The organism is Lentzea kentuckyensis (assembly GCF_002150765.1).
GTDB lineage: Bacteria > Actinomycetota > Actinomycetes > Mycobacteriales > Pseudonocardiaceae > Lentzea > Lentzea kentuckyensis.
On the sequence record NZ_MUYM01000018.1, the window covers coordinates 75,150 to 94,364 of the forward strand.

The 19,215-nt window shown below is 67.7% G+C and carries 17 protein-coding genes; 8 read left to right on the forward strand and 9 right to left on the reverse strand.

The features are described from left to right. The first annotated feature begins 89 nt into the window (after window positions 1–89). Window positions 90–671: an HAD family hydrolase gene (locus tag B0F77_RS12070; protein WP_086662942.1), complete on the forward strand. Its 582-nt coding sequence runs from the start codon at window positions 90–92 to the stop codon at window positions 669–671. Here the strand turns inward: B0F77_RS12070 and B0F77_RS12075 are convergent. Then, a complete protein-coding gene (locus B0F77_RS12075) occupies window positions 661–3,069 on the reverse strand; it encodes an ATP-binding protein (protein ID WP_086662943.1) in 2,409 nt (802 codons plus the stop codon). The two genes, B0F77_RS12070 and B0F77_RS12075, sit on opposite strands and share 11 nt — an antisense overlap. 204 nt (window positions 3,070–3,273) lie before the next feature. Between B0F77_RS12075 and B0F77_RS12080 the strand changes: the two genes are divergently transcribed. Both B0F77_RS12080 and B0F77_RS12085 read left to right on the forward strand, forming a co-directional pair. Continuing rightward, the gene (locus B0F77_RS12080; RefSeq protein ID WP_086662944.1) at window positions 3,274–3,978 is read left to right on the forward strand and encodes a response regulator; all 705 of its coding nucleotides are present in this window, start codon (window positions 3,274–3,276) and stop codon (window positions 3,976–3,978) included. A 142-nt stretch (window positions 3,979–4,120) separates the two neighbouring features. After that, the gene (locus tag B0F77_RS12085; RefSeq protein WP_245847986.1) at window positions 4,121–4,981 is read left to right on the forward strand and encodes a DNA-3-methyladenine glycosylase family protein; all 861 of its coding nucleotides are present in this window, start codon (window positions 4,121–4,123) and stop codon (window positions 4,979–4,981) included. Here B0F77_RS12085 and B0F77_RS12090 read toward each other — a convergent pair. Continuing rightward, window positions 4,887–5,837, reverse strand: a complete 951-nt coding sequence (locus B0F77_RS12090) for a serine/threonine-protein kinase (protein ID WP_086662946.1) — start codon at window positions 5,835–5,837, stop codon at window positions 4,887–4,889. The two genes, B0F77_RS12085 and B0F77_RS12090, sit on opposite strands and share 95 nt — an antisense overlap. A gap of 9 nt (window positions 5,838–5,846) precedes the next feature. Next, window positions 5,847–7,289 (reverse strand): N-6 DNA methylase, encoded by a 1,443-nt coding sequence (locus B0F77_RS12095; protein ID WP_211293755.1) that lies wholly within the window; start codon window positions 7,287–7,289, stop codon window positions 5,847–5,849. Between the two features lie 52 nt (window positions 7,290–7,341). Between B0F77_RS12095 and B0F77_RS12100 the strand changes: the two genes are divergently transcribed. Continuing rightward, window positions 7,342–8,037 carry a PP2C family protein-serine/threonine phosphatase gene (locus tag B0F77_RS12100; RefSeq protein WP_086662948.1) on the forward strand — a complete coding sequence of 232 codons (696 nt, stop codon included), beginning with the start codon at window positions 7,342–7,344 and terminating at the stop codon, window positions 8,035–8,037. Window positions 8,038–8,101: 64 nt separating this feature from the next. Here B0F77_RS12100 and B0F77_RS12105 read toward each other — a convergent pair whose 3' ends face one another. The 3 genes from B0F77_RS12105 to B0F77_RS12115 all read right to left on the reverse strand — a co-directional run bounded on the left by B0F77_RS12105 (window position 8,102) and on the right by B0F77_RS12115 (window position 11,807). After that, on the reverse strand, window positions 8,102–9,880 hold the full coding sequence (locus B0F77_RS12105) for an alpha/beta hydrolase (protein WP_086662949.1): 1,779 nt from the start codon (window positions 9,878–9,880) through the stop codon (window positions 8,102–8,104). 176 nt (window positions 9,881–10,056) lie between these two features. Beyond that, window positions 10,057–10,947, reverse strand: a complete 891-nt coding sequence (locus B0F77_RS12110; RefSeq protein WP_245847988.1) for a helix-turn-helix transcriptional regulator — start codon at window positions 10,945–10,947, stop codon at window positions 10,057–10,059. Between the two features lie 38 nt (window positions 10,948–10,985). Beyond that, window positions 10,986–11,807 carry an oxidoreductase gene (locus B0F77_RS12115; protein WP_086662950.1) on the reverse strand — a complete coding sequence of 274 codons (822 nt, stop codon included), beginning with the start codon at window positions 11,805–11,807 and terminating at the stop codon, window positions 10,986–10,988. 93 nt (window positions 11,808–11,900) lie between these two features. Between B0F77_RS12115 and B0F77_RS12120 the strand changes: the two genes are divergently transcribed. Continuing rightward, complete coding sequence (locus tag B0F77_RS12120; RefSeq protein ID WP_086662951.1) at window positions 11,901–12,428, forward strand: TetR/AcrR family transcriptional regulator; 528 nt, start codon at window positions 11,901–11,903, stop codon at window positions 12,426–12,428. A gap of 333 nt (window positions 12,429–12,761) precedes the next feature. Next, a complete protein-coding gene (locus B0F77_RS12125) occupies window positions 12,762–14,849 on the forward strand; it encodes an NB-ARC domain-containing protein (protein WP_086662952.1) in 2,088 nt (695 codons plus the stop codon). 1 nt (window position 14,850) lies between these two features. Here B0F77_RS12125 and B0F77_RS12130 read toward each other — a convergent pair whose 3' ends face one another. Continuing rightward, complete coding sequence (locus tag B0F77_RS12130) at window positions 14,851–16,545, reverse strand: hypothetical protein (RefSeq protein ID WP_143466687.1); 1,695 nt, start codon at window positions 16,543–16,545, stop codon at window positions 14,851–14,853. Between the two features lie 194 nt (window positions 16,546–16,739). Between B0F77_RS12130 and B0F77_RS12135 the strand changes: the two genes are divergently transcribed. Both B0F77_RS12135 and B0F77_RS12140 read left to right on the forward strand, forming a co-directional pair. Beyond that, window positions 16,740–17,603, forward strand: coding sequence for a helix-turn-helix domain-containing protein (locus B0F77_RS12135; RefSeq protein WP_086662954.1), 864 nt, complete (start codon window positions 16,740–16,742; stop codon window positions 17,601–17,603). Window positions 17,604–17,715: 112 nt separating this feature from the next. Next, on the forward strand, window positions 17,716–17,898 hold the full coding sequence (locus B0F77_RS12140; RefSeq protein WP_086662955.1) for a DUF397 domain-containing protein: 183 nt from the start codon (window positions 17,716–17,718) through the stop codon (window positions 17,896–17,898). Between the two features lie 6 nt (window positions 17,899–17,904). Here the strand turns inward: B0F77_RS12140 and cobF are convergent, their stop codons facing one another. After that, entirely contained in the window at window positions 17,905–18,648 is a 744-nt protein-coding gene (gene cobF, locus B0F77_RS12145) for a precorrin-6A synthase (deacetylating) (protein ID WP_086662956.1), read from the reverse strand. Window positions 18,649–18,690: 42 nt separating this feature from the next. Continuing rightward, a partial coding sequence (locus tag B0F77_RS12150) for a peptidylprolyl isomerase (protein WP_245847989.1) occupies window positions 18,691–19,215 on the reverse strand: 525 nt, incomplete at its 5' end.

The following is a 19,215-nucleotide window of genomic DNA, read 5'->3' on the forward strand; positions in this document are numbered from 1 at the left end:
GTTCCTGGTCTCGGTGAAGGCCGGCGAGTTCGCACGTTCGGGTCAAACCGACTAGTCCGCCGAGCGTCGCCGCCGTCCGTGCCCCAACGATGATCGGCGTGACGCTTCTTGCGACTGTCTTCGACCTCGACGACACCCTCGTCGACAGCGCCGCGACGTGGAACCAGGTGATGCGCACCGTCGCCGCTCAGCAGGGCCGTTGGCCGGAGCGCTCGGCGTCGGAGTGCGTCGACGGGATGGTCGACGCGATCGCGCGCGGTGTGTTCGGGTTGCTGCCCGGCGCGGCGGAACTCGTCGCCCTCGCGGCCGAACTCGGGCCCGTCGGGCTGGTGTCGGCCTCGCCTCGTCGCTACGTACGGGCTGCGGCGTCGGCGTCCGGGCTCACGCGGCACGTGCAGACGATCGTGACCGGCGACGACCTGACCATCGGCAATCCGCACCTGCTCGCGGCGCGCAAGCTGGGTCTGGATCCCGTGCACTGCCTTGCGGTCGAGGGGTCGGCGGCAGGCATTCGAAGTGCGCACGATGCCGGGATGACCGTACTCGCGATTCCGGCCGCGCCCATCGCCGACGAGGTGTTGGGGCTGGCGGCGCACCAGGCGTCCGATGCTCGCGTGGCTGCGAAGGAAATCTGTCAACTGTGGGTAAACGTTTACGCGCTCAGCCGATAGCTCGTTCCGCACCCCAGGCGGCGATGTCCTCCCGGCTCTGCAGCCCTAGTTTGTCCCGGAGGCGCTGCAGCCGGGAGGCCACGGTCCGCACGGACACGTTGAGCCGGTTCGCGATCTGCTGGTTCGTGAGGCCCGTGGCGAGCAGCGCGATCACTCGGCGCTCGTGGTCGTCCAACGAGTCGTGCGCGGCCTCTGTGCGGTCCAGCCACACCTCGTCCTGGATGAACGCCTCGGTCTCGGCGGCGGTCAAAGGCGTCGCGGCGGCCTCTGCGCGCGCAACAGGGAGCATGAGCCGTGCGGTGCGCATCGCACCGTTGACCTTCTCCGCCCAGAACGGGTCTGGCACCACACCAACAGAGCGTCGTAACGCCCGTCCGGTCGCTTCTAGACGTAGCGCGCGCTCGGCCTGTCCGCGCATCAACGCCACCACGGCCAAACCTTCGAGGGCGTCGGGCGCGGTCAACGGGTTGATGCCGTCCATCCGCAACGCTTCCTGGAAGGCGTGCGTCGACTCGTCGAGTTCGCCCTGCACCAACGCGACGACGCCCCGTGTGTTCAGTGCAGAGGCAATGCGCGCGGGGGCGCCCGACGCGCGCGAGATCGGCAACGCCTTCATGACGGCCTTCTCAGCGCGTTCGTGCTTGCCCAGCGATAACGCCGTGCGTGCGAGATCGACCAGGCACGTCGCACGCGCGAGGGGTTCGCCCAACAACTCCGCGACCCTCAGGCACTCGGTGTTGTTCTCGTTGGAGGCCTCCCACTCGCCCGACGACTGCTGAACGGCCGCCAACGTGCTGCGGCAGCTCATCATCAGTGACGGCTGCCCGATCGCACGCACCAGTCGTGACGCCTCGCCGGACAACTCGATCGCCTCGTCGTGGTCTCCTTGCTCGGCAGCGAATCGGGCCGCGTGGTTCAGCGCGACGCACCGGTAGTCGTCCCGAGTGGACGGTCGGCGCAGCGCGTCTCGCAGCAGCACGCGCGCTTGGCCGAGTCGTCCGTGCCGCGCGGCGCAGTCAGCCAATGCCGAGGTCAGCAGCAGCAAGCGTTCGTCGGCACGATCAGCCGCCCACTCGACGGTGCCGAGCAGGCTGTCCACGTGGTTGTCGAGCCTGTGCTGCACCTCCGCGGACACCGACAACGGCGCGGTGATCAGCACGTCCGCCAGGTCGGTGAACCAGCGGGCCAAGGCCTCGTAGGCGACGTCCAGCTCGCCGGCCGCCAGCAGCTTCTCCCTGGCGTGCAGCCGAACCGACTCCAGCTGCCGGAACCGCGTCGTGCCGGGGATCGCCGTCACCAGCGACTTGGCCTGCAGCCGGGACAACACGTCCAGCACCGGTTCGGCGGACCGTTCCGACGAGCAGACCTCGGCGGCCGCGGCCAGGTCGAAGCCGCCGTCGAACACCGACAGGCGCCGCAACGCGAACTGCTCGTCCGGCGCGAGCAGCCGGTAGCTCCAGTCGATCGCCTCGCGCAGGGACCGTTGGCGGGCAGGCGACTTCCGGCAGCCCAGGGTCAGCAGTTCGAGCGGCTCGTCCATCCGGTCGCAGATCTCGATGACCGGCAACAACTGCACCCACCGCGCCGCCAGTTCGATCGCGAGCGGCATGCCTTCCAGTCGTGCGCACAACAGCGCGACCGCGGCGGTGTTCTCGGGCGTCAGCCGGAAGTCGGGCGTGCGTTCGCGAGCGCGGTCGACGAACAGTTTCACGGCATCGGAGCGTGGTGCCGCCGTCGTGACGAGGTCCCGGTCGGTCGACGGCACCGGCAGGCCCTCGACGTGAAAGCTGACCTCACCCGTGATCCACAAGGCCTCGCGTGACGTCGCGAGCACTCGCACGCCTGGGCAGCGGTTCAACAGCTTGTCCGCGAGTTCGGCGCACGTGTCGAGAAGATGTTCGCAGTTGTCCAGGACTACGACCACTTTCATGTTCACGAGCGTTTCTACGACCGTGTCGCGTAACGGTTCGTCGGACTGTGCGACGACGCCGAGCGCTTGTGCGACGGCCGGCATGACGTCCTGCGGGCTGGTGACCTCACCGAGTTCGACGAGGAGAACCCGGTCTGTTCTCCCTCGTCGCAACCGTCCCGCGGCCTCCAGCGCGAGCCGGGTCTTACCCGCACCCGCACTGCCCAGGAGCGTAACGAGACGGTGCCGGCGCATGAGCTGGTCGAGTTTCGACAGCTCCTGCTGGCGGCCGATGAACGTGTCGCGGGCCGCGGGCAGGTTCGCGAGCACGCGCAGGTTCTGCCTGGTAACAACCGTTGGCGCCGCAACGGTGGCACGGCGGCGATACGCCCGTTGGCGGCATGCGTTGGAGCAGTAGGACCTGCGCTGCTCGGAGGTGGCGGGAGGCAGGGCGCCGTCGCACAGGGCGCAACGTCCGGTGCTGTTCATGAGGTCCTCTTCTCCAGCCGTAACGCCGGGGCGTGCCCGTCTCGGTCCGGCGAACGCGCAGGTCGGCGCTGGTGGCCTGCCGCGTGCAACCCGTTACACGTCTCTGTGCGCGAGACGGTTCGCGTTGTGCTCGTTATGCCTGCCTTCCCGAGATCCTCGTTCGGGAACAAACTGGTGGCCGGTCCGGTCTGACAGGGAGTCCGCATGACGTTGACAACGAGCACCTCGTGGGGTTTGCAGCTGGTGGACAAGCCGCGCACGATCACCGTTGGCATCGCTGACGACGAGGTGCTGATCCGCACCGGCGTCCGGGGCGTGCTGGAGCGCTCCGGCAACGTCGTCGTGATCGGCGAGGCGGGTGACGGCAACGGCGCGGTCGAGCTCGCGCGGCGCCACCGCCCGCAGGTGTTGCTGATGGACGCCACGATGCCCGGCATGGAGGGCCTTGCCGCGGTGCGTTTGGTGCGCAGGCACGTCCCCGGCACGCAGGTGATCATGCTGTGCACGCCGCAGACCGAGGAGATGTTGTTCCCGGCGTTGCGTGCGGGCGCCGCGGGTTTCCTCTTCAAGAACGGCGAACCCGACGCGCTGGTGAACGCCGTGCGCGTGGTGGCCGCCGGTGAAGCCGTGCTGTCCCCGTCCGCGACCCGCGCGCTGGTGGACCACTTCACCGGTGCCGACTCGGAACGCCGCGACGCCGCGCGCAGCCGCATCAGCCTGCTCACTCGGCGGGAGCAGGAAGTGCTGGTGTACCTGGCGCAGGGCATGGCGAACGCACGCATCGCAAGGCTCATGTACCTCTCGGAAGGGGCGATCAAGGCCCACGTCAGCCGACTGCTGACGAAACTGCGGTGCGACAACCGCGTCCAGGCCGCTCTCATCGCACGCGACGCCGCCCTTCCCTGCTGAACCCGAGTACTGCTGCAACGGCGCAGGAGCCAGACTAGTCACGGATTTTCGCGCCGCGAAGCAGGTCACCCGGTTGGCCCCGTCCAGAGTGATGTCCTTTTCCCGCCAGCGTCTCGGTTGGAACGGCGTCATGCTTGTCCTCATGCGGCTGCACGAGTTCTCGGAATGCTTGCCCTTTCAAGCACCTCTGTGTCCCGACAACCTGTTCGGCCACCTCATCGCCACCGCCGTTCCCGGCGTGGAGGAGTGGCGGGACGGCGTCTACCGGCGCACGCTGCGGCTCCCTTTCGGTTGCGGGATCGCGTCTTTGCGGCTGCTGGAGGATCACGTCGCGTGCACTGTGGAGCTCAGCGATCCTCGCGATTTGGCTAGTGCTCTAGACCTTTGCCGCTTCCTGCTCGACCTCGGCGTCGATCCGTCCGAGGTCGACGAGGCGCTGTCACGTGATGCGCTGCTGGCCCCGCTGGTCGCCACCGCACCCGGTCGCCGTGTCCCACGCACGGTGGACGGTGCGGAGTTCGCCGTGCGAGCCGTGCTGGGCCAACAGGTCTCGACGAAGGCCGCGCGCACGCACGCCGCACGTCTCGTATCGCGTTACGGCACACCGGTCGGCGACCTGTTCCTGTTCCCTTTGGAGTTCGACCCCGCGGCGCTGGCCATGCCAGAGTCGCGCCGGCGCACGATGGCGGCACTGCTGGCCGCGCTTCAGTCCGGTTTGGACCTGTCACCCACGGCCGATCGTGCCGCCGCACGGGCGTGGCTGGCAACGCTGCCCGGCTTCGGTCCGTGGACGGTGGAATCGATTCTGATGCGCGCTCTGGGCGACCCGGACGCGTTCCTGCCGACCGATCTCGGGATCCGGCTGGCGGCGGAGGCCTTGGGACTGCCCACCACACCCGCGGCGTTGGTCAGGCGGTCGGAGATGTGGCGGCCCTGGCGGGCTTATGCGGTGCAGCACCTGTGGGCGACCGGTGATCACGAGGTGAACCGAATCCCGGCTTGAGCTGCACGCTCGCGTAGATCGCGGCCGCCGACACGTCCAGCACGAAACCGGGCAACGGTGGTGGATTCTGCGCAAACCCTTGCAGATCCTCGAAAACATCCACCGCCGCCGCGGGCCGATCGACGGGATCCTTGGCCAGCAACCGCTGCACCACCGGGTCGAGCGCGCCGGCCACCCGCCGCGGCACCTCCCTGACGTGCTTGTCGAACACCGCATAGGCCGTCGGGCCGGTGAAGAGTTGCTCGCCGGTCAGCATTTCGTGCAGCACGCACCCCAGCGCGTACAGGTCGCTGCGGGGCTCGGCGATGCCGCGCTGGATCTGCTCGGGAGCCATGTACGACGGCGTGCCCAGGATCTGGCCGGCCCTGCTGAACGGTGCGACATCGCTCTCCCTGAGCAGGGCGAGGCCGAAGTCCAGCACCTTCACGGCGCCGTCCGGGCCGAGCATCAGGTTGGTGGGCTTGAGATCGCGGTGGCAGATGCCGTGTTCGTGTGCAGCGGCGAGCACGGCCGCGGTCTGCGCGGCGATGTTCGCCGCCCACGCCTCTGGCAGCGGGCCGAACTCGCCGACCAGGTCCGCGACCGTCACGCCGTCCACGAACTGCATGACCTGGAACAGGCGCTGCTCGAAGGTGCCGAAGTCGTACAGGACCGGGACTCCGGGGTGTTCGAGGTTGGCCACGATCCGCGCCTCGCGCGCGAACCGGTGCTGCACCTCCTCGTCGCTGCCAGGCAGCCGCAGGAGCTTGACCGCGATCCGCCGGTCCAGACGCAGGTCGCGGCCCTTGTGCACGGCACCCATGCCACCCCGCCCCAGCGGCAGGTCGTCGATCTCGTAACGGTCGGCGATCAGCACCCGCGAAGCCTAACCGCCACTGCCCGCCACCTGGCCGCCCTTGCCCGTTCGCTGCCCCCGCGCTTCCTCGCCGGCCGGCCCGATCTGTCCGCTCAGGAGTCCGTTGTAGCCCAAGCGGACCAGTTCGGCGGCGTCTTCCAGGCCGGTTTCCAGGACCTTGAGCTGCGCGAACGCTCGTCCATAGCGGCGTTGCTCCTCGATCGGCAGCGACGGCACCTGCGTCCGGCGGATGTCGAGGCGGGTCGAGCCGGTCGGGGTGCGGGCGAACGCCGCGCGCAGCACACCTTCGAGGAAGTCCGGGTCCACCTTGCCCGGGTTGATCTCGTAGGTCGCGCCGGTGGGGGAGGTGACGACGTGCGTGCCGGCTCCCGCGCGCACCAGCTCGCCGATCGTGGTCATCGGCGGGGGCGGTTGTTCGCGCAGGTCGGGCAGATCGGGCAGGCCGAACGTCGGTTGTGCGGCGAGGTAGGCGGACACGTCGGTGCCGCTGTGCCGGGCCGGGCTGAGGTCGACGTCGTCGTCGAGCAGGTCGATGACGCGGGTGTTCGGCTCGATCGGGCCGGGGCGTTCCAGCAGGGCGATGTGCTCAGGTGCGCGGCCGATCGGGTTGCGCAGCAGCCAAAGGTCGCGGCCAGGCTGCACGGTCATCACGCCGCGCACGGCTCCGGCGCGCAGCAGGTTGCCGCGGATGCGTTTGCCGGGTCGCCGGGAGGCCGCGGCCGAGGGCAGCAACACGGCGACCAGCCCGCCGGGTTTCGCCAGCGAGAGGCAGTGCTGCACCCAGGCCAGCTCGGGTTCGCCGCGCGGCGGGAGTCCGTAGGTCCAGCGCGCGTCGCCGATCAGTTCCTCGTGGCCCCAGGTGCGGTCGTGCCACGGCGGATCGCAGACCACCGCGTCGGCCTGGTGGACGATGCCGTTGCGCCGCAAGGAGTCGCCGGTGATGATCTGCGCCGCGGGCAGCCGCCGACGCGCGATGACCGCCGAGACCGGGTCCAGCTCCTGCCCGATCTTGTTGCGGCCCTTCGAACCCTTCAGCAACGAACCGGTGCCGCACGCCGGGTCGATCACCGTGTCGCCGTCGGTCGTGGCCAGCACGACGTCGATGACCTCGGGCGGAGTGGGGTTCAACAGCCGTGAGTGCGCTTCGAGATAACGCTCGTGCAGGAACTCGAACGTGTCCGCGTCGGCCTCGACCGCGGCGAGAGCCTCGCCGAGCCGTAGGTCGTCGACGGTGCGCAGCTGGGTCCACAGCCGTTCGGCGGGGGAGACCCGGAACGGTTTGCCGTTGCGCCGCAGCCATGCCTCGACGTCGCGCAACAGGTACAACGGACTGGAGGCCGTCCCCCCGATCGGTGCGGGGAAGTCCTCGAACCGCCGCCGCCAGTTCGACACGGCCGCCCGCCCCACATCGGCGAGGCGCGCTATGTCGCCGGCGTTGACCGTCTCATCCATGTGCACAACCGTATTGCTTGTGAAGTGACTTCACAAGTGATCTACTGGAGGCATGACACACGAGCTGCGCATCGCCGTGGCGACCGATCCTGGGCTCGTTCGCGAGCACAACGAGGACTCGGTCTACGTCCGGCCGGACCTGCAGGCCGTGGCCGACGGCATGGGCGGCCACGAGCACGGCGAGCTGGCCAGCGCCATCGCGGTGGATGTGCTCGCCAGGTGGCAGGGCGACCTCGGTTCCGCGGTGGCCGAGATCGCGCGCAGGCTCGACGCCGAGACCCCGCAGGGCGCCGGCACCACGCTCACCGCGATGCGCTGGGAGGGCCTCGCCTTCCAGCTCGGGCACATCGGCGACTCCCGCGCGTACGTGCTCAGGGAAGGCGAACTCCGCCAGCTCTCGCACGACCACACCATGGTCCAGGCCCTCGTCGACGCCGGCCGGATGACGCCGGAGGAGGCCGCGAACCACCCGCGCCGCGCGTACGTCCTGCGCGCGTTGCAGTCCGGCAGCTCGCACGACCCGGACCTGTCGTGGCATCAGGCCAGAATCGAAGACCGCTACCTGCTGTGCAGCGACGGCCTCACGGACTACGCGGACCTTGAAGACATTCACGAGATCCTGCTGTCCACAGAGGACGGAACCGAGGCGGCCTGGCAGCTGATCGCGCTGGCGAACGGCAACGGCGGCCCGGACAACATCACCTGCGTGATCACCGACGTGATGAAGAAGAAGTGGTGGCAGCGCTGAAGAAGAGCTGAATGGAAACGGCCCCCCGGCGGATCGCGCCGGGGGGCCGCAGCTCTGTTGGGTGTTACAGGTTGGCCGGCATGCCCGACTCGTCGGCCGCCGCCGTGGAGGAACCGCTGAGCAGGTCCTTCACGATCTTGTTGGCCTCCTTGACGGCCGGCGTGATCATCTTGATCTTGATCTTGCCGTTGGTCATCTTGCCGCCGACCTCGAAGGTCTTGTCCTCGCCCGGCAGCGGGAGTCCCTGGCAGCCGGTGAACTGCTTGCGCGGGGTCGCACCGGTCTGGAAGTAGAAGACGATCGGGTCGTCGACGCAGTCCGTGTTGTACGGGAACAGGCCGTGCGAGCCCTCGTTGTCAACGCTGATCAGCCTGGCGTTAGGCAGAGCCTTGGCCGTGGCCAGACCACCCTCGTACGCGGTGGCGGCGTCGAGCTCGGCCTGCGCCATGAGGATGCGCGGGAACGTCTTCTTGTCCGGCTTCGGCATCGAGTTCTTGGTCGGCCAGTACGCGCACAGCGGCGTGTCCATGAACGGCGCGATGAACGGCGCGTTCACGGTCAGGTCGGCCAGCCAGTACTTCCAGTAGTGCAGGTTCTGGTTCCACTGACCGTCCTGGCAGCGGATCGCCTCGAACGTGGCGTCCCAGGTCTCGACCTCGGCGGCGGCGGTCGTGGCCTTCACCGCGACGCGCTCCTTCTTGGCGACCGCGGCGAGGGCGTTCTGCTTGCCCTTGGCGATGAACGCCTTGTTCTCGTCGGAGAGGCCCGGCGTCGCGAGCATCTTCGAGACGAGCTGCTCGACCTTCCGAGAGTCCGTGCCGTTGGCCGGGGTCTTCGAGGCGTCGATCACCGCGGCGACGGCGGACGCCGCCGTCGGGTACTGAGTGGTGTCGTACATGGACGGGATCACGAACCACGCGACGAAGAGCTGCCCGATGAACTCACGGGTGCCGCCGGCCTTCTCCCAGTTGCGGCGGATCTCCATCGGGTCGGTGCCCTGGGCGTACGTGGCGTTGTTGCGCGCCATGTACGGCAGCAGCGCCTCCTGGAACTGGCGGTCGCGGGTGCGCGGCTGCAGGTCCCAGGTGTTCTCCAGGGTCGACTGCGAGGCGTCGACGGCCGAGTCGAGCAGCATGCGGTGGACCTTGGACGGGAACGTGGCGCCGTACCACGTGCCGAGCCAGGTGCCGTAGGAGTAACCGATGTACGAGGTCTTCTTCTCGCCGAGCAGGACACGGATGAAGTCCATGTCGTAGGTGGTCTGCTCGGTGGTGATGAACTTGGTCAGCGGGTTCTCGAGGCAGCCGTCGACCTTCGCCTTGTTCAGCACGTTGGGGTCGGTGCTGCTCGGGACGGTGTAGCTGCAGGTGAGCGGCGTGGAGAGGCCGACACCGCGCGGGTCGAAGCCGATGAAGTCGTACTGGCCGGCGAGGACCGGGGTGCGCAGGGCCATCGCCGCGCCCCACGGCAGGCCGGAGCCGCCGGGGCCACCGGGGTTGACCAGCGCGATCCCCTGGCGGCTGGTGCCCTTGTAGGCGGTCTCGGTCTTGGAGACCCGGATGCCGATCGTGTTGCCGTCGGCCGGGTTGTGCCAGTCGCGCGGGACCTGGATGGTCGCGCAGGCAAGGCCCTTGACGGTCTTGAACTTCTTGACGGTCTCCTCGGCGACGCCGGGGAAGGTGCACTCTTCCCACTTGACGGCCTGGGTGGTCAGCGCGCCCGCGAGCTTGGCCGTGTCCGGGTCCTGCTGCGGCGCCGCGCCGGCCGCCGGCGTCAGCACCACCGTCGTCGCGATCAATGCCCCTGTCAGAGCGGCGACGCCGCCTCTGAAGTACTTCCTCACGCTCGATCCCCTTCTGCCCCCGCACGGCCGAGTGAGGCCGCGCTTGCAACAGAGGAGAAAGGGGAAAGCCCTCGTTTAACACTCCTGAGTGATGGCAGAAAGTCGCCATGTCTGGAAACTGTCACCAAAAGAGTTCGTAGAGTGATGAAAGTTCATCACTTGGTGACTTTGGGTGACTAGAGCCACCCGCGCCGTGACGCCTGGACCCCGAGCTGGAACCGGGTCTGAGCCCCCAGCAACTGCTGCAGCCGGCTCACCCGGCGGTGCACGGTCCGTTCGCTGACGCCGAGCTCCCGCGCGATCGACTCGTCCGTCAGACCTGCGCTGAGCAGCGCCATCAGTCGGCGGGTCGCCGTCGTCGGTTCCTCCGGCGAGTCGTGCGGGCCGCCAGGGGTGATCGACACGGCCATCCGCCAGAACGCCTCGAACAACTCGATCAGCGCGCTCAGTAGCACGGACGGGTGAATGAGAAGTGCCACGACGTTCCCGCCGGTGACCGTCGGCACCGCGATCAACGCCCGGTCCGAGTCGGCGATCACGAGCTTGAGCGGCACTCCGGGAAACGTCCGCGCCTGCTCGCCCACCGCGATGCTCTCCTGCACCGACGCGAACCCGAGTTCGGTCTGCAGCAACGACGACTCGTACACGACCCGGTACCCGACCCCGCGGGCCAGCGCAGGAGGCTGCGCGGGACTGGCCTCCGGCTGCGGGCTCAGGTACGAACCGGGATCCAGCGCCCGGATCTCCGTCTTGGCCTGGCTCTGCATCTCCTCGAACGCGCTGATCACCTCGTCCGCCTCCTTGAGGACCTCGACGAAGTCGACCTCTTTCGCGCCGTGCTCGGCATAGGCGGCGGCCAGCACCTCGGCGGTCTCCCGCGCCCGTGCGGCCGCGGCCTCGTGGCCCGACGCGATCGCGGCCAGCGCCGACCGCGGCGGCCGCACGTCGTGGTTGCGGATCAGCCCCAGCCGTTCGAGCTCCTCGTGCGCCGCGCCGGGCTCGCTCCTCGCGCCTCGCAGCATCGCCAGGTACAGCTGCTCGGCTTCCTGCGACAGCCCCTCGTGCACACGACTCCCCTCGGTGACTCTGAACCGAAGGTACCTGCTCAGACACGCCCCGCGCGGCGCATCGCCCCGAGGAAGAGGGCGTCGAACCCGCGGTCCGGCAACACCCTGCGCGCGAACAGGATCGGGCCCGCACCGAACCCGGCCGCGTACCTGGTCTTCGGCCGCCGCGCCCGCGCCGCCTTCACGATCACGTCAGCGATGACCTTGGGCTCACTTCCCCGGTCGGCCTGGCTGAAGAACGCCGACAGCTGCCGCACCTGCTCCTTGTACGCGCCCTCGCCGGACCGCTTGCGCAGGTTGTCGACCGCGATCCCGCTCCACTCCGTCTTGATCGCGCCCGGCTGGATCACCACGACGTCGATCCCGAACGGCTTGAGCTCCAGCCGCAACGAGTCGCTCAGCCCCTCGACCGCGAACTTGGTGGAGTGGTACCAGCCGCCGAGCGGTTCGTAGATCTTGCCGCCGATCGACGACACGTTCACGATCCGCCCGCCCTTCTGGTTCCTCATGTGCGGCACGACCAACTGCACCAGCCGGGCGAGCCCGAACACGTTGACCTCGAACTGGTACTTGCCCTCGCTCAGCGGCACGTCCTCGAACGCCCCGTACGACCCGTAGCCGGCGTTGTTGACGAGCAGGTCGATCCGCCCGGCCTCGGCGATGATCTGCTTGACGCCCGCGACCATCGAGTCGTCGTCGGTGACGTCCATCGCCAGCACCCGGACCCCCTTCGCGGCGAGCCCCTCCATCCGCTCCACCCGGCGCGCCGCCGCGTAGACGGTGTAGCCGGCTTTGTGCAGCTCATCCGCAGTGGACTCGCCGATGCCCGACGACGCCCCGGTGACCAGTGCGACCTTCATGACCCGCTCCCTCGATTTGCAACTAACTGGTTAGTTGCCACATTGGCACGGCCAGGACTGGCTGTCAACTAACCGGTTGGTTAGGCTGGGTGGGTGGCGAGGGACAAAGAGGCGACCAAGGCGAAGCTGCTGGAAGCGGCGCTGACCGAGTTCGCGACGCATGGCATCGCGGGAGCGCGGGTCGACCGCATCGCCGCCAAGGCCGGCTGCAACAAGGCGATGATCTACGCCTATTTCGGCAGCAAGGAGGAGCTCTTCGACGAGGTCCTCAAGATCCAGATCGCGATGGTGCTGGAAGCGACCCCCATCACCCCTGACGACCTGCCGGGGTACGCGGGCCGGCTCTTCGACACCTACGAGCGGCAGCCGGAACTGCTGCGCCTGGCCGGGTACCACCGCCTGGAGAATGGCTTCGAGGCGATCAACAAGGCCGAAGCCGAGGCGCACGTCATGAAGGTCGCCGCCATCGAGGAGGCGCAGCGGGACGGCAGGTTGCCGTCGGACTTCGGTGCCGAGGAGCTGCTGAGTCTCGTCGTGCACATGTCGATCCTGGCGTTCTCAACTCCGGTTGCATCCCGTGAGCTAGTGGTTCGCTCGGTTGCGAAGCTTCTCGCCCGTTAGATAGCCGCAGTATTTGCGAGAGTGGGCAAAACCTGACTCAAGGTGAACTCGATCTGTCGGCGAGTACCTGATGGGCGAGTTCTCCGAGTGAGTTGATGGCAGCCATGAGAAATCTCTATGTAACGTCAAAAACGTCTTCCGCGACCAGAAGGTGCAGGGCGTCGGTGATTGGAGGAGCGTGGAGTAGCTCCAATTACTACGCGGTGTCCAATTTGGAACCTCCGAACGGGTGAACTGAGTTAAGAAAACGGACGCTTGACAGGCGAACATGCCTGAGAGGGGCTCCGCGATGGCACACTGGATCGCTGACCGGAGGCTTTCGGGGGGCCTTGAATGACCGCGCACAACGACCTGGAGGGCACAGTCCACGGCACAGTAGTGCAGGCTGGGAGCGTCCAGCATTTGACTGTTTCGCCCGCTGACCGGGAATATCGACCGATGCAGCTGCCTGTGCCGCCGCATGCCTTCGTCGATCGTGTCTCAGTGATGCGCACCCTGGACGAGGCACTGGCAAAACACGTGCGTGGTCCAGGCCTGTTCGTGCTGACCGGCATGGCAGGAGTCGGCAAGAGCGCCGCAGCTGCTCATTGGGCGCACGTCAACCAGCACCGATTCGAAGGCGGCGCGCTCTACGCCGATCTGGACGACCATCGGAACCAACGGGGCGTAGGGATCAGCGATCTCGTCGCGATGTTCCTGCGCGGCCTCGGCGTCCACAATTCGTATGTACCGGCCACCACGGCCGAACGGATCGCCCTGTTTCGCAGCCGGACGGCTGGTAAGCGCTTCCTCGTCGTTCTCGACGGCGTCGACGAGCCCGCCCAGGCACGGTCCGTGGTGCCCTCGGCAGTGGGCAGCGTGGTCCTGGTGACCAGCAGGCAGCGCCTGTCCAGCCTCACCATCGACGGCGCCGAATTCATCGACCTGTCACCGCTCGGCACGGACGACAGCGCGAGCCTGATCACCGGGATGGTTCCGGCGAGCCGGATCGACGCCGATCGCGGCGCGTTCCAGCGTCTCGTCCAGCTCTGTGCGGGACTACCGCTCGCCCTGAGAGTCGCGGGAGCGGCGCTGACCCACCACAGGAGATGGCCGGTCGCGCGGTTCGTGCAGCACCTGTCCGACGAAGGCGAACGGCTGAGCAGGCTGGCGTTCGAGGGCGAGAGAGGCTCGGTGGCGCAGATGTTCGACGCGGCCTATGCGGACCTCTCGGAGGACGTGCGCCGGCTCTACCGCTGTCTGGGTCTGCATCCCGGTCCGCACTTCTCCACGGCGCTGGCCGCGGTCGCGGCGGGCACGGAGAATCCGGACGGCCTGCTCGACGAGTTGTGCGCGGCCAACCTGCTGGAGGAAAGCGGCGAGGACAGGTTCCGGTTCCATCAGCTGATCGCACTGCACGCGCGCAAGAAGGCGGAATCCGAGCTGTCGGAGGACGAGCGCGCGGCGGTGGTGCGGCGGATCGTCGACTGGTTCGCGCTCGGCGCGGCGGCATCGGACGTAGCGGTGCTCGCCGGCCGGTGGAGATTGGCCGAACCAGATCTCAGCGCGTGGCCGGTCGAGTTCGATTCCGCCGCCGCGATGACGTGGCTCAGCTCGGAACGCCCGAATCTGCTCGCCGCCATGCGAACCGCCGCGGATTTCGGCTGGCACGAAGTCGTGTGGCGGATGTGTGATTCCCTTTGGTCCTATTACCACAGTTCGAAGCATTACGCGGATTGGATCGACGCGCATCGGCTCGGCATCGCCGCGGCGCAATTGAGTGGAAGTCCTCTGGTCGAGGCACATCTGCGGAACCGGCTGGCGCGCGCACATCTGGAAATGCGGGATTTCGCCACCACCGCCGAGCAACTGGACGAAGCGGCCGCGCTGCCGTCGGATGAACGTGTCGCCGCGGTTCTGCAGGAATCACGTGGCCTGCTGTATCGGGAACAGCGGCGCTACGCCGAGGCGGCCGAGGTGTTCAAATCGCTCGTGGATCGTCAACGTGAGGCCGGCGACGGCAGGGCGTTCGTTCTGCAGTCCTACCAACTCGCTGATGTCCTGGTGCGCGCCGAGGACGCGGAACAGGCGGTGTCCGTGCTGACGGCCGCACTGCGGACGGTCGAGAGCCTGCAGGGCGAGGAGTTGACCGAGGCACGCGTCCGCACGGTGCTGGGCGCCGCCTACGTGCGCCTGCGCCAGTACAACGACGCCCGCTTCGAACTGGAGTCGGCCGTCGAGGTCACGCACGCGCGCAAGCAGCCCGTGAAAGAGGCTCAGGCGCTGGAGGAGCTGGTCGGCGTCGCTCAGGCTGCCAGCGACAGCGCGCTCTTCTCCTCCGCCACCAGTCGTCTCGTGACGTTGTACGAGACCAACGGCAATCCGCGCAGCGCCGAGGTCCGCCGGTGGATCGAGGCGGGGCGGCGCCACGAGGACGCATGACTCAGTCGATCGACTCGATGCAGATGGAGTGGGTCTCGCACCCCATCGACACGACGAAGTCGCCGCACACCAACGGGATCCCGGGCGTACGACGTCGATTGAGGACTATCGCGGCGACCAGGAACGGGTCACCGCGAGCCGTGACGGTCTGGTCGTTGCGGAAGCGGATCAGGACCCTGCCGCTCGGCGTCGTGGCGGCGACGAGGGTCACGGCGGGAGCGCGAACCAGTGCCTCGCGCATCCACTGCACCGCCTTGACGTCGGGCAGCGGTTCAGCGCGCACGATGATCTCCGCGTTGTCCCGCGTCTGCGGATCCGCCTCCCGTGCGGAGATCACGCGGATCGCGTTGTCGAGCTCGATCGTCTGGTCGAGGTAGGACGGAAAGCGCTCGACGTGCTCGACGCCGTCCGTTGTCATGATGAGCACCCGGTGGGAGTTCGTGGCCTTGGGCTCGACGACCTTCGGGGTCTCCACCTCAAGGGGGCGAGGGCTCCCCGTGAGCGGCGGCAGACCCATCAGGTCGCGCAACGCGTTCGCGGCCGCGGCGAGCCCTTCGCCCGGCAGTTCGAACAACTTGTCGGTGTACCGCTTCCACCTCTCCGGGCAGTGGGAGTTCATCGCGTGCTCCACCTGCTCGCGCACGGCCCGCTCGTGCGAGATGTCCGGGAGCTCGGCGTGCAGTGCGGCGAGCGGCGAGTTCTTGTCGAGCTCAGGGCTGCCGTCGGCCGCGGTCAGGACCGGCTTGCCCATGGCGACCGGATAGCCCGTGACGCTTCCGTGGTCGCCCACGACGAGGTCGGCGGCGATGATCGCCCCCTGCCAGGTGGTGTGGTCGATGAGCATGAGGCCCGAGGCGAGCTCGTCGCGCAGCGCGACCTTTGCCTCGAACCGGCTCTCACCGAACCAGATGTTGGGGTGTAGCACGAGCGCGACCGCGTACTCGTCCGACGGCAGGTCCGCGACGAGCCGGGTGATGACCTTCCGCGCCGCGCCGTAGGTCGACAGCCTGCCCCAGGTCGACGACACGACGATCAGCTTCTTGTCACTGACCCCCAGATCCTCCTTGAAGAACTGCTGCAGGTGCGCGTGCGCCACGAGCTTGTCGCGCACCATGTCGCCGATGACGACCGCGCGGCTGCGCGCCTCCACACACATGCGTGAGAGCTGCTCGCTCGACGACAGGCCGATCAGGGCGGGGAACACCTCGCCGGAGGCCGTCAGCTCGTAGCTGGACAGACCTGCGGGGCCGGGGCGGCCGCCGGTCGACGCCAGTCGCTTGCGGTTGTAGCCGATGCCGTGCGGGATCACGAAGAGGTTGCCGGACAGCTTGGTGAGTCCGGAGAGTTGGTGATCGACATGCGCGGCGAGAATGCCGTGCCAGTACGTGCTGCGCGCGTACTCCCAGGTGACCTCCTCCGCCCCCAGACCTGTCAGCTTGTCCCTCACCTCGCGAGCGAAGGACGAGCCCACGTCGAGCACGAACTTGATGGCGAGCTCGACGCCCTGACCGATGACCTCCAGGAGTTCCAGAACCCTGTCCAGCGACGTGTGGGTGCGCACGACCACCAGCAAGTAGCAGTCGATCCTCCGCGTTTCGAGCTCGTGGTCGCGTCCGAAGCGGTGGCGCCATCTGTCGTATTGAGACAGCAGCTCACGCGGGAACGGTGGCCTGAACCACTCCCAGAACGCGCGCACGCCATCGAGGAGCTGTCGCCACCAGCGACGACGCTTCCGTTTCACCTGCTCGTGCGTCGGTACCAACGATTGTTCCACTTTCGGGAATCCAGCCAGCCGCCTAATGTCCCTGTGGCGAGCCGATAGCTGGCGAAGAGACAGACGGCAGAACGCTACGTGGCGACCCGACACGGCGCAAGGCCTGGAGGAGACGTATGACGGTCCCGGAGAACAACCCTGTGGTCCAGCAACGGCGGTTGCGAGCTGAGCTGCGGAAGGCCAGGGATCAGGCGGGACTCACCCAAGCGAGGGTGGCCGAGGAGATGGATTGGTCCGTTTCGAAGATCATTCGAATAGAGACCGGCGCGGTCGGGCTCTCCATCACGGATCTGCGGGCGCTGCTGCAGCTCTACGGGGTGGAGGACCAGGCGATCGTCCGCGAACTCGTGGAGGCGGGCAAGGCGAGCCGGCGGCGGGCGTGGTGGGACAGCTACCGCGATCTTGTGGGTGACGTCGTCGTCAGGTTCATCGGGCTCGAGTCCTCGGCGTCGCTGCTCCGGCAGTACGACAGCGGGGTGCTGCCCGGCCTGTTGCAGACTCGCGAATACGCGCGCGCGACGCTCCTGCCGTTCAACCAGGACCCAGAGGTGATCGACCAGAAGGTCGCTGTGCGGTTCAAACGCAAGGAGATTCTCGATCCGAAATACGGCGCGAAATTCCGCTTCATCCTGGAGGAGACTGTGCTGCGCCGGCTGGTCGGCGGGCGGGAAGTGATGAAGGCGCAGTTAGAGCATCTGCGGGAACTGCGGAGGCAGGCGAATGTGTTCATCGGCATGATTCCGTTCTCCGCTGGTGTGCACGTAGGGGTCGGACGCGGCCCTTTCGTGGTGCTCGAGTTTCCCGGTGACGAACAGGACCACGTCGTGGCGGTCGAACACAGCGGGGTCGGCCTGACGTTGCAGGACGACCGAGACCAGGTCAGCGATTATCTTGAGGCATTCGTCCGGCTGGAGGGCCTGGCGAGTAGCTCGGAGGAGTTGGACGATCTGATCGAGGAGCTGATTCGCGACCTGGTGTGAATTCCAGGTCAGTGGGTCGGAGTAGTACTGATCCCTCTGACGGAGGTAGAGCACTCGCGAATCGCACCGATACGCTTGGTTGCGATCTTGTCGGTTCGGTCGAGGGGGCTCGATGGCAGACGGAAAACAGGTGTGGCGGAAGAGCTCTTACTGCGACCCTATCAACTGCCTTGAGATGACGTTTGTCGGCGACTCGGTGTGGGTACGCGACAGTTTCGACCGGGATGGACAAATGCTGGCCATGCCGGTCGAAAACTGGACGATTTTTCTGACACACGTCAGGGCGATGCCCTGAAACGGGTCAGGGGCGCCGCAGCAGGTAGGTGTCCATGATCCAGCCCTTGCGCGCACGGACTTCCTCACGCACCGCGCGGATCTCGGCGGCCACGTCCCCGACCCGGCCGGAGATCAGGATCTCGTCCGGCATCCCGAGGTACGCACCCCAGTAGATCAACGTGTCCGGGTCCACGCCCTCGAACGCGTAGGACGCGTCCAGCATCACGGCGACGTCGTCGACGTCGGAGGGCCAGCCGCCGGACAGCCGGCGGCCCGTCGTGATCTGCACGGGTTTGCCGACCTGGTTCAACGCCACCTGGTGGCCCGCGGTCAACGCGGCCACCGACGTCACACCTGGGATGACCTCCACGGCGAACTCCGAGCCGCGGGCCCGCAGATCGTCGAGGATCGCCAGCGTCGAGTCGTACAACGACGGGTCGCCCCACACCAGGAACGCCCCGACCTCGTCCTGGCCCAGTTCGGCCAGCAGACCTTGCACGACGTCCGCGCGGTCGCGGCGCCAGGCGTCGATCGTGGCCTGGTAGTCGGCGGGGTTGCGGTCGCGGTCGGGGTCGCGGCCCTCGACCCAGCGGTACTGGTGCGTGGCGTGCTCGGCCAGGATCGACGCGCGCAGGTCGACGAGTTCCTGTTTCACCGAACCCTTGTCCAGCACGAAGAACACGTCGACCGTCCGCAACGCCTTGACGGCCTGCACCGTCAGGTGGTCGGGGTTGCCCGCGCCGATGCCGATGACCAGGATCTTTCGCACGGCGACACCCTAACGCGAGCGCTGACCACCCTCAGCAGGCGATCAGTGCGCCAGCACGTGCAGAATCCGCACGGGCTTCTTCGGCGCGCCGTCCCGCAACCCGTCCGGCTGCGGCACCATGCCGACCTCGACGATCCGGTCCAGCGTGTCCATGCCGTAGGTGACGTGACCCATCACGGTGTACACGGGCTTGATGTTGGCGAACGAGTGCACGATGAAGAACTCGCTGCCGTTCGTGCCCGCTCCCTGGTTCCCGTAGGCGATGGTGCCGCGCGGGTAGGTCTCCTTGCCGGTGACCTCGTCGGCGAACCGGTAGCCGGGCCCGCCCTCCTCGGCCCGGTAGATGTCACCGCACTGGAGCACGCCGAGGCGCGTGGTGTCGGTCAGTCGCCAGCACTGGGTCATCGTGTAGAACCAGCTCCGCGCCAGGTGCGCGAAGTTCTCCACGCCGCACGGTGCGTTGGCGCGGTCGAGGTCCGCGACGACCACGCCGTAGTTGGTCACGATGGTGACCTTCACGGTTCCCCTGGCCGGCACGGTCGCGGGCGGGGGCTGGACGGGCGGGCG